This is a genomic window from Cellulomonas fimi (assembly GCF_028527925.1).
Lineage (GTDB): Bacteria > Actinomycetota > Actinomycetes > Actinomycetales > Cellulomonadaceae > Cellulomonas > Cellulomonas fimi_C.
The window spans coordinates 67,281-77,194 of the sequence record NZ_JAPESW010000019.1; the positions used below are offsets into that span (position 1 = coordinate 67,281).

Annotated in this window: 10 protein-coding genes; 7 read left to right on the top strand and 3 right to left on the bottom strand. The window is 75.7% G+C overall.

Features of this window, described 5'->3' with window-relative positions; translation table 11 throughout:
* Positions 1-51 precede the first annotated feature (51 nt).
* On the bottom strand, positions 52-603 hold the full coding sequence (locus OMK64_RS10880) for a DUF1697 domain-containing protein (protein WP_272728323.1): 552 nt from the start codon (positions 601-603) through the stop codon (positions 52-54).
* A 164-nt stretch (positions 604-767) separates the two neighbouring features.
* Between OMK64_RS10880 and nirB the strand changes: the two genes are divergently transcribed.
* From nirB to OMK64_RS10915, 7 genes are all read left to right on the top strand, one after another.
* Positions 768-3,362 carry a nitrite reductase large subunit NirB gene (gene nirB / locus OMK64_RS10885; protein ID WP_272728325.1) on the top strand — a complete coding sequence of 865 codons (2,595 nt, stop codon included), beginning with the start codon at positions 768-770 and terminating at the stop codon, positions 3,360-3,362.
* On the top strand, positions 3,359-3,769 hold the full coding sequence (gene nirD, locus OMK64_RS10890) for a nitrite reductase small subunit NirD (RefSeq protein ID WP_272728327.1): 411 nt from the start codon (positions 3,359-3,361) through the stop codon (positions 3,767-3,769). Before nirB ends, nirD begins: the two co-directional genes overlap by 4 nt.
* A gap of 5 nt (positions 3,770-3,774) precedes the next feature.
* Positions 3,775-5,019 (top strand): uroporphyrinogen-III C-methyltransferase, encoded by a 1,245-nt coding sequence (gene cobA, locus OMK64_RS10895; RefSeq protein WP_272728346.1) that lies wholly within the window; start codon positions 3,775-3,777, stop codon positions 5,017-5,019.
* Positions 5,016-6,134 (top strand): uroporphyrinogen-III synthase, encoded by a 1,119-nt coding sequence (locus OMK64_RS10900; protein WP_272728330.1) that lies wholly within the window; start codon positions 5,016-5,018, stop codon positions 6,132-6,134. Before cobA ends, OMK64_RS10900 begins: the two co-directional genes overlap by 4 nt.
* A complete protein-coding gene (locus tag OMK64_RS10905) occupies positions 6,131-6,889 on the top strand; it encodes a sirohydrochlorin chelatase (RefSeq protein ID WP_272728332.1) in 759 nt (252 codons plus the stop codon). The genes OMK64_RS10900 and OMK64_RS10905 overlap by 4 nt, the downstream gene beginning before the upstream one ends.
* Before the next feature lie 112 nt (positions 6,890-7,001).
* Positions 7,002-7,766, top strand: a complete 765-nt coding sequence (locus OMK64_RS10910) for an alpha/beta hydrolase family protein (protein ID WP_272728333.1) — start codon at positions 7,002-7,004, stop codon at positions 7,764-7,766.
* 131 nt (positions 7,767-7,897) lie between these two features.
* Positions 7,898-8,611 (top strand): alpha/beta hydrolase family protein, encoded by a 714-nt coding sequence (locus OMK64_RS10915; protein WP_272728335.1) that lies wholly within the window; start codon positions 7,898-7,900, stop codon positions 8,609-8,611.
* 260 nt (positions 8,612-8,871) lie between these two features.
* On the opposite strand, the gene OMK64_RS10920 is transcribed toward OMK64_RS10915, so the two are convergent.
* Both OMK64_RS10920 and OMK64_RS10925 read right to left on the bottom strand, forming a co-directional pair.
* Positions 8,872-9,447 carry an NYN domain-containing protein gene (locus OMK64_RS10920; protein ID WP_272728338.1) on the bottom strand — a complete coding sequence of 192 codons (576 nt, stop codon included), beginning with the start codon at positions 9,445-9,447 and terminating at the stop codon, positions 8,872-8,874.
* Positions 9,448-9,521: 74 nt separating this feature from the next.
* On the bottom strand, positions 9,522-9,914 hold a 393-nt coding region (locus tag OMK64_RS10925; RefSeq protein ID WP_272728341.1), incomplete at its 5' end, for a cellulose-binding domain-containing protein.

Consider the following 9,914-nt stretch of genomic DNA (forward strand, 5'->3'; position numbering starts at 1 on the left):
CATCGATCCAAGCAGAGCGTCCCTCGCGCTCCCTCCGTCTTCCGGTGGAGATCAGCCGTCCCGTTCGTGCGCGAGCCGCTGCAGCGCGAGGACCGTGTTCCAATTGCGCGCGGTCCCGACGCGGCCCGCGGCGCGCGACAGGACGTCGATCGTGAGCTTCGACCGGCCCTGCCCGTGCGGGTAGTACGCGTACGTCTCGCGACCGTGCCAGACGACGACCTCGTCGCCGTACCGCGACGCGTCGAACTCGCGGACGGACGCCACGTCGGGCACGTCGTCCCAGCACACGACGGCGAGGTGCGACGGGTCGTCGCGCGCCTGCGCGGGGAACGGCAGGACGCCCACGACGCGGTCCCACTCGGCCGTCGTGCGCGCGACGACGGGCACGTCGAACCCGACCTCCTGCGCGAGCGCGTGCGACAGGCCCTCCGCGACGTCGGCCGCCGACCGCCCGCCCGCGGGGACCAGGACGACGTTCCCGCTGTTCACGTACGTGACGACCTGCTCGTGGCCCAGGCCCTCCGCGACGGCCTTGAGCTGGGCGGCCTTCATGGTCCGCCCCCCGACGTTGACGGCCCGCAGCAGGGCGATGACGGCGCTCATGCCGCACAGCCTGGCACCGACGTCCGACGCCGGCCGGGCTCACACGGGCGCCGCGCCCCGAGTGAGCGAACCGTTCCGCCGAGGTAACGCACGCGCACCCGTGGACGAAACACGCGGTTCCTACCGTCGGAGGACGCCCTCGTCCCTACCTGACGGAGCCCCCCATGAACTCACGTCACCTCGTCGTCGTCGGCGGCGGCATGGTCGCCCAGCGGCTCGTCGAGGCGCTGCGCGACCGCGACACCGCGGGCGCCTGGCGCATCACGGTCCTCGCGGAGGAGCCGCGCCGCCCGTACGACAGGGTCGCGCTCACGAGCTACTTCTCGGGTCGCAAGCCCGAGGACCTCGAGCTCGGCGACCCCGCGCTGTGGGACGACCCGCTCGTGACGCTGGTCCGCGACGACGCCGTGACGGCCGTCGACCGGGAGGCGCGCACGGTGACCGCGGCGTCGGGCCGCACGTACGCGTACGACCACCTGGTGCTCGCGACGGGCTCGTACGCGTGGGTGCCGCCGACCGAGGGCGCCGACCTCCCGGGGGTGTTCGTCTACCGCACGGTCGACGACGTCGCGGCGCTGCGCGGGTACGTCGAGAAGCTCCAGCAGGACCTGGTGCGTCCGGTGCGCGGCGCGGTGCTCGGCGGTGGCCTGCTCGGCCTCGAGGCGGCGGGTGCGCTGCACGCGCTCGGCGCGCAGGCGACCGTGCTGCAGGTCGGCTCCCACCTCATGGACACGCAGCTCGACCTCGGTGGCGGGGAGGCGCTCCGGCGCCTCATCAACACCATCGGCATCGGCGTCCGGGTCAACGCGATGACCGTGAAGATCCGGCCGCACCGGCGCGGCGGCGTCGGGCGCCTGGACCTCGCGGACGGCGGCCGGGTCGACGCCGACGTGGTCGTCGTGGCCGCGGGCGTGCGGCCGCGCGACGAGCTCGCCCGCGCGGCCGGCCTGGAGATCGGCCCGCGCGGCGGCGTGGTGGTCGACGACACGTGCGTCTCGTCCGACCCGGACGTCTCCGCGGTCGGCGAGGTCGCGTGCATCCAGGGCGCGTGCATCGGCCTGGTGGCGCCGGGCTACGCCATGGCCGAGGTCACGGCGGACCGCCTGCTGGGCGGCGCGGCCGAGTTCCCCGGGGCGGACACCGCGACCAAGCTCAAGCTCTCGGGCGTCGACGTCGCGAGCTTCGGCGACGCGTTCGGGCGCACCGAGGGCGCGCTCGAGCTCGTCTGGGCCGACCCGGTCGCGGGCGTCTACAAGAAGCTCGTCATGTCGGACGACGCGCGCACGCTGCTCGGCGGCGTCCTCGTCGGCGACGCGTCGGCGTACGCGAGCCTGCGCCCGATGCTCGGCCGCGAGCTGCCGGGCGACCCGGCGGCGTTCCTGCTGCCCGAGGGCGGCGGGGCCGGCCTGCCGGACCTGGAGCTGCCCGACGACGCGGGCGTGTGCTCGTGCAACAACGTCTCCGCGGGCACGATCCGCGGCGCGGTCACCGAGCACGGCTGCACCGACGTCGGCGCGGTCAAGTCCTGCACCAAGGCCGGCACGTCGTGCGGCTCGTGCCTCCCGCTCGTCAAGAAGCTCGTGACGACCGAGCTCGGCAAGCAGGGCATCACCGTGAGCAACGCGCTGTGCGAGCACTTCGCGCTGTCCCGTGCGCAGCTCTACGACGCCGTGCGCGTCTCGGGCGTGCGGTCCTTCACCGAGGTCGTCGCGCGGTTCGGCACCCGGGCCGAGGGTCGCGGCTGCGACATCTGCAAGCCCGCGGTCGCGTCGATCCTCGCGACGACGGCCCCTGCGCACGTCCTCGAGGGCGAGCGCGCAGCCCTGCAGGACACCAACGACCACGTCATGGCGAACCTGCAGAAGGACGGCTCGTACTCCGTCGTCCCGCGCATCCCGGGCGGCGAGGTCACGCCCGAGGGGCTCATCGCGATCGGCGAGGTCGCGAAGGACTTCGGCCTCTACACGAAGATCACGGGCGGCCAGCGCATCGACATGTTCGGCGCGCGCATCGACCAGCTCCCGCTCATCTGGCAGCGGCTCGTCGACGCCGGCTTCGAGTCGGGGCACGCGTACGGCAAGTCGCTGCGCACCGTGAAGTCCTGCGTCGGGTCGACGTGGTGCCGGTTCGGCGTGCAGGACTCCGTGGCGCTCGCGGTGCTGCTCGAGCTGCGGTACCGCGGCCTGCGCTCGCCGCACAAGCTCAAGATGGGCGTCTCCGGGTGCGCGCGCGAGTGCGCCGAGGCCCGCGGCAAGGACGTCGGCGTGATCGCGACCGACAAGGGCTGGAACGTCTACGTCGGCGGCAACGGCGGGTTCACGCCCAAGCACGCGGTGCTGCTCGCCGAGGACCTCTCGACCGAGGACCTCATCCGCACCATCGACCGCTTCCTCCTCTACTACATCCGCACCGCCGACCGGCTGCAGCGCACCGCGCCGTGGCTCGAGGACCTCGAGGGCGGTGTCGACGCGCTGCGCGGCGTCGTCATCGACGACACGCTCGGCATCGCCGCGGACCTCGACGCGCAGATGGCCCAGCACGTCGAGGAGTACGAGGACGAGTGGCGCGCGACGCTCGAGGACCCCGAGAAGCTGCGGCGGTTCGCGTCGTTCGTCAACGCGCCCGCCACGCCCGACCCGTCGCTCGCCTACGTCCCGGAGCGCGGCCAGGCCCGCCCCGCGACCGCCGACGAGCGCGACGCCGCGCTGCGCGGCGAACCCGTCCTCGTCGCCGGCACGACCCTGGAGGTGCGCGCATGACCGTGTCCGAGACCCCCACGCTGCCCGAGCTCGACCAGACGGGCTGGCAGCCCGTGTGCGCGCTGCGGCACCTCGCACCCGAGCGCGGCGCCGCGGCCCTGTTCGGCGCCCACCAGGTCGCGCTGTTCCGGCTGGTCGACGACCGCGTCCTCGCGGTCGACCAGCACGACCCGTTCTCCGACGCGTTCGTCATGTCGCGCGGCATCGTCGGCTCGCGGTGGGTCGACGACGTCGAGGTCCCCACCGTCGCGTCGCCCATGTACAAGCAGGTGTTCGACCTCACGACGGGCCGCTGCCTCGACGCCGTCGGCAAGACGCCCGTGCGCGACCTGCCCGCCGACCTGCGGACCTTCCCCGTCCGCGTGGTCGAGGGCGTGGTCGAGGTCGAGATCCCGGTGGCGCCGTGACGACGATGCTCGGCGTCGACCTGGCCGGTCGGCGCGTCGTCGTCGTCGGCGGGGGACCGGTCGCCGCCCGCCGCGTCCAGGGGCTGCTCGCGGACGCCGCGGCGGTCGTCGTCGTCGCGCCCGCGCTGTGCGAGGTGCTCGCCGACATGCACCGCTGGGGGCTCGTCGAGTGGCGCCCGCGCGAGGTCGAGGAGCACGACCTCGACGGCGCGTGGCTCGTGCACACCGCGACGGGCGACCGTGCGACCGACGACGCCGTCGTGGCGTGGGCGGCCGCACGCGCGACGTTCTGCGTGGACGCCGGCACGGGAGCGCGCGGCAGCGCCCGGACGCCCGCGACGACCCGGCACGACGAGGTCCTCGTCGGCGTCGTGTCGACCGGCACCCCCGACCCGCGCCGCACGGCCGCCGTCCGCGACGCCGTCGACGCGCACCTGCGCGAGGGACGCGTCGACCTGCGCCGCCGGCGGTCCGGGGACGGGCGGGTCGTGCTCGTCGGCGGGGGACCGGGCGACGTGGGTCTCCTGACGCTCGCCGCGCGCCGCGCGCTCGCCCAGGCCGACGTCGTCGTGACCGACCGGCTCGGTCCGGTCGGCGTGCTCGACGAGCTCGCGCCGGACGTCGAGGTGGTCGACGTCGGCAAGTCGCCCGGCCACCACCCCGTGCCGCAGCACGAGATCAACCGCATCCTCGTCGAGCAGGCGCAGCGCGGACGCGTCGTCGTGCGCCTCAAGGGCGGCGACCCGTTCCTCTACGGGCGCGGCGGCGAGGAGGTCCGCGCGTGCCGCGAGGCGGGCGTGGCCGTCGAGGTCGTGCCCGGGGTGTCGAGCGCGCTCGCGGCCCCGGCCGCGGCCGGCATCCCGCTGACGCACCGCGGGACGGTCGGCGCCGTGCACGTCATGAACGGCCACGACGGCTGGACCTCCGCGGCGCTCACCGGGCTGCGGGACGCGTCGTGCACGGTCGTCGTGCTCATGGGCGTCACGGTGCTCGCCGACCTGGCCGCCGAGGCCGTCGCCGCGGGCGTCGACCCGCTCACCCCGGTCGCGGTCGTCGAGGACGGCACGCTGCCGACGCAGCGCGTCACGCGCGCCGCGCTCGTGGACGTCGCCGCGCGCGCGGCCGAGGTCGGCGTCCGGGCGCCGGCGGTGCTCGTCGTCGGTGCGGTCGCGGCCGAGGGGCTGCTCGACGCGCCGACGGCGGACCGGCCGACGGATGCGGTGCCCGCACGCGACACAATGACCCCGTGAGCGAGCCGATCGACCAGACCCTCGCGGGCTGCGTCGTCCTGATCACCGCGGACCGCCGGTCCGCGGAGCTCGCCGCCGCCCTCGGCCGGCGCGGCGCGGCGGTCCGGCACGCGCCCGCGCTCGGGATGGTCCCGCACATCGACGACGCGGCCTTGCTCGGCGGCACCCGGTCGCTGCTCGCCGACCCGCCGGACACGGTCGTCGTGACGACGGGCATCGGATTCCGCGGCTGGATCGAGGCCGCCGACGCGGCCGGTCTGGCCGAGCCGCTCGTCGAGATGCTGCGCGGCACGCGGATCGTCGCGCGGGGCCCCAAGGCGCGCGGCGCGATCCAGGCCGCCGGCCTGACGGCCGACTGGGTCGCCGAGTCCGAGACGAGCGCGGAGATCGCCGAGGTGCTGCTCGACGAGGGCGTCGCCGGGCACGACATCGCGGTCCAGCACCACGGCGCGGGCGCCGACGGGCTCGACGAGGCGTTCGCGGCCGCCGGTGCGCGCGTGCGCAGCCTCGTCGTCTACCGCTGGGGTCCGCCGCCCGACCCGGCCGTCGTGACGGCGTCGGTGCGCGCGGTCGCCGCTGGGGAGGTCGACGCGGTGGTCTTCACGTCGGCGCCCGGCGCCGAGGCCTGGTGGCAGGCCGCGGAGGCCGAGGGCGTCGCGGACGAGATCGTGCACCACTGCCGCGCCGGCAGGGTCGTCATGGCCGCCGTCGGCCCCGTGACCGCGCGCCCGCTCGTCGACCGCGGCGTCGAGCCCCTGGTCCCGGACCGTGGCCGGCTCGGCTCGCTCGTGCGCGCGCTCGTGTCGTACTACGGCGGCATGCAGGACCTCGCGACCGTCGCCGGCCCGCTGCGGGTCTACCGTGGGGCGGCGGTGCTCGACGGGCACGTCCTGCCGCTCACCCCGAGCGGCCTGGAGGTGCTCCGGCTGCTCGCCGGCGCCCGTGGCTCCGTCGTCCCGCGCGACCAGGTGCTCGCGGTCCTGCCGGGCGACTCGACCGACCCGCACGCGGCCGAGGTGGCGATCGCACGGCTGCGCGAGGCGTCGGGCAGCCGTGCCCTGATCCGCACCGTGGTCAAGCGGGGCTACCGCCTGGAGCTCGAGGAGGCACGATGACCAGCGCGCTGCACGCCGAGGGGACGCCCGTGGCGCCGACCGGCCCGGTCCTGGTCGGGTGCTCGCACGGCACCGACGACCTCGGCGGCCGGGAGGCGATCCGGTCGATCCTCGCCGACGTCGCCGCGACCCGCCCCGGGCTGCGCGTGCGCGAGGCGTTCGTCGACGTGCAGGTGCCCGAGGTCGCCGCCGTCGTCGCGGACGCGCTCGCCGAGCAGCGTGGCGGCGTCGTCGTCGTGCCCCTGCTCCTGTCCGTCGGCTTCCACGTCAAGGTCGACATCGCGGCCGCGGTGGACCGTCCCGGCGCGGCCGCGTCGGGCCCGCTCGGCCCGGACCCGCGGCTGGTCGACGTCCTCGTCGAGCGCCTGCACGACGCCGGCCTCGCGTCCGACGACGCGGTCGTGCTCGCCGCCGCCGGCTCGACGGACCCCGCGGCCGCCCTCGCCGTCGAGGCCGTCGCCGCCGGCCTGGCCGACCGCCTCACGCAGCCCGTGACGATCGGCTACGGCGCCGGCGCCGAGCCGCGCGTGCCCGCCGCCGTCGCCGCCGCGCGCGCCGACCTCGCCCCGGGGGGCCGGGTCGTCGTCGCGTCCTACCTGCTCGCGCCCGGCTACTTCTACGACCGCGTCCGCGAGGCCGGTGCGGACGTCGTGAGCCGACCCCTCGCACCGGACCCGCGGCTCGCGGAGATCGTGCTCGACCGCTACGACACCGCGTGCGCCGACGCGGTCCCGGACGGCGCCGCGACCGCCTGACGGCCCCCTCGCGCGGCCGGTGCGCGAGCCGGTGCCCGGCCCCCGGGTGTGCACGAACCAGCAGGTGGACACGGGGTTGTGCGTCCGGCGGGGGACCCCTAGGAATGCCCGCATGCACAGAGTCGTGAAGGTCAGGTCCGTCGTGCTCGGGGCCGGTGTGGGAGCGCTCCTGCTCGCCGGCTGCACGAGCCAGGGTGAGGAGCCGGAGCCCGACGCCGTCGCCCCCGAGGAGACCACCTCGGTGGGCCCGTCGCCCGCGATCCGGCCCGCGGACGTCCCCGACTGCGCACCCGAGGGCTCGGCCGCGGCCGCGACCGGCCCCGAGGACGACCCCACGCTCGTCGTGTGGACCGGCGCCGGCAGCAAGGGCGTCGTGCTGGCCCCGCAGAACCAGGCGGACTACTGCCAGTGGACCGACGAGATGACCCGTCTGGCGGGCGCGGGGTACCTCGTCGCGTCCTTCTCCTGGGCCGACGACTCCGCGTCCTCCCTGCTCGGTGCGGTCGACGCGCTGAGGTCCGTCGGTGCGCAGGACGTCGCGCTCGTCGGCGCGTCGAAGGGCGGCGCGTTCTCCGCCGCGCTCGCGGACGAGGCCGACGCCGCCGCCGTCGTCGCGCTCGGTCCGCCCGCGACGTTCGACGGGATCGACGCGTCGTCCGAGGCCAGCACGTACGACGGCCCGCTCCTCGTGGTCGCGTCGACCGACGACAGCCAGGTGAGCGTCGACGGGTCGCGCGAGGTCGCGCGCGCGGACGACCCGAGCACGTTCATGGAGCTGAGCGGGGGAGCGCACGGCGTCGAGCTGTTCGACGGCGAGCACGCGTCGCACGTCCGGACGGCGATCGACGGCGTGCTCGCCCAGGGCTTCACCGGGTGAGGACCGCGCGCGCGAGGGCGCAGGGCGGTCCCCGCGACGCGGGCACCCGGACGGGATCCGCGCGCCCTCGCCCGCGTCCGGGCCCGCTCGTGGTGCGCGCCGCCGGTCGTCCGGCCGGCGGCGTCCCCTCCGTGAGCGCCGCTCTCGCCGGGATGCTGCTGCTCGCCGCGTGCTCCGCCGGCGAGGCGGCGGGATCCGGCCGCACCGCGGCCGCGGGCGGGCCGACGCAGCGCAGCGCCGACGCGCCGCCGTGCCTCCCGGACGGCACCCGGGCGGCCGCGGTGGGGCCGGAGGACGACCCGACGCTCGTCGCGTGGACGGGTGAGGGGACCGACGCGGTCGTGCTCGCCCCGCAGAACGGCGGCGGTCCGTGCCAGTGGGCGGACCAGATGGCGAGGCTCGCGGGCGAGGGGTACCTCGTCGCGTCCTTCTCCTGGAGCGGCGACTCGCGGGCGTCGCTGCTCGCCGCCGTCGACGCGGTCCGTGCCGCCGGTGCGGAGCAGGTCGCGCTGGTCGGCGCGTCCAAGGGCGGGACGTACGCGGCGGGGCTCGCCGCCGAGGCGGACGCGGTCGCGGTCGTCGCGCTCGGGCCGCCCGCGGATCTCGACGGCGTCGACGCGCGCCCCGAGGAGAGCGGCTACGACGGCCCGCTGCTCGTCGTCGCGTCGACGAACGACGGTGACGTCGCCGTCGGGTCCTCCCGCTGGGTGTCGCGGCCCGACGACCCGTCCACGTTCCTCGAGCTGCCCGGCGGTGCGCACGGCGTGGCGCTGTTCACGACGGCGCACCGGGAGCAGGTGCAGGCCGCGATGGACGCGACGCTCGCGCGGGGCTTCGGTCGCTGAGCGCGCCCCTGCGGGTCGGTGCGAACCCGCGGTCGCGGCTCGCGCCGCCGCGGACGACAAGGCCCTCCCGGGAGGCCGCCGCACCCCACGTCGCCATTGACGTGGAGCACGGCGGCCCCGGCCGGGAGGGCGCGCGGAGCAATGTCTACCAGCCAGGACGACGCCGGCACGACCGCCAGAAGCGGACGAACCGGACATGCGACCGAACCGTTATGGGTCTGTGACCCCGATCACCCGGGCGGCGCGCGCGACCGGCCGCGTCAGAGGTAGCGCAGCGGGTCGAACTCGTCGAGCGGGATGATCCGCAGGCGGGGCAGCTGCACGTTGAACGCGGCCACGTCGGACTCCAGGTCGAACACCTGCAGGCCCCGCGCGGTGAGCCCGGCGAGCGCGGTGCTCGTGAACTCGCGGAACGCGAGGAGGCCGACGCGACGGCCGTCCTCGTCGACGAGCGTCTCGACCTCGGGCGCGAAGTCGCCGTCGTGGCTCGCGAGCAGCACGTCGCCGCCGCGCGACGCGATCGCCTGCAGCGTGCGCTTGATGCCGATGTCGACGACCTTCTCGTACGACTCCCCGGACAGGGGGATGGGCTGGAACCCGATCGCGAGGAGCGCCTGGACGAACGACATCGGCAGGTTGCCGTTGGACGCGTTGAGGAAGAACAGCCCCTTCACGGGCTGCCCCCACGTCTGCTCGGCGAAACCGAGCACGCGCTCCCAGCGCGGGCGCTGGTCCGGCGTCGGCCGGCCGCCGAGGATCGACGACCCGAGGGTCGCGTCGATGTTCTCGCCGTCGACGAGCAGGTAGGTGCTGCGGGCGCCCGCGTCGGTGCTCATCGCGTCAGCGTAGCGACGGACCGCACCGGTGCCTGCGCGTGCGGCAGGCACCGGTGCGACCGGGTCGAGCGGGGTCAGGCCACCGAGCAGGCCGTGCCGTTGAGCGAGAACGCGCTCGGCGCGGTGTTGGTGCCGTTGTGGGCGCCGTTGAAGCCGATCTGCGTGCTGCCGCCGGGCGCGATCGACCCGTTCCACGCGGCGTTGCGCAGGGTGACCTGCGAGCCGGACTGCGACGAGACCGACGACCAGGCCTGCGTGATCGTCTGGCCGGACGGGAACGCGAACGTCAGGGTCCAGCCGTTGAGCGCGGACGACGACGTGTTCTTGATGACGACGTTCGCGGTGAACCCGGTGTTCCACTGGTTGACGCCGTACACGACCTGGCACGCGCCGACGGGGGTCGTCGGGGTCGTCGTCGGCGTGGGCGTCGGCGTCGTCCTGGCTGGTAGACATTGCTCCGCGCGCCC

What these genes read in the sequence shown, in the direction of transcription:
- OMK64_RS10920 (WP_272728338.1), bottom strand. Translation starts at nt 9,447, where the DNA reads ATGAGCACCGACGCGGGCGCCCGCAGCACCTACCTGCTCGTCGACGGC.
- OMK64_RS10880 (WP_272728323.1), bottom strand. Translation starts at nt 603, where the DNA reads ATGAGCGCCGTCATCGCCCTGCTGCGGGCCGTCAACGTCGGGGGGCGG.
- OMK64_RS10910 (WP_272728333.1), top strand. Translation starts at nt 7,002, where the DNA reads ATGCACAGAGTCGTGAAGGTCAGGTCCGTCGTGCTCGGGGCCGGTGTG.
- cobA (WP_272728346.1), top strand. Translation starts at nt 3,775, where the DNA reads ATGCTCGGCGTCGACCTGGCCGGTCGGCGCGTCGTCGTCGTCGGCGGG.
- OMK64_RS10905 (WP_272728332.1), top strand. Translation starts at nt 6,131, where the DNA reads ATGACCAGCGCGCTGCACGCCGAGGGGACGCCCGTGGCGCCGACCGGC.
- nirB (WP_272728325.1), top strand. Translation starts at nt 768, where the DNA reads ATGAACTCACGTCACCTCGTCGTCGTCGGCGGCGGCATGGTCGCCCAG.
- nirD (WP_272728327.1), top strand. Translation starts at nt 3,359, where the DNA reads ATGACCGTGTCCGAGACCCCCACGCTGCCCGAGCTCGACCAGACGGGC.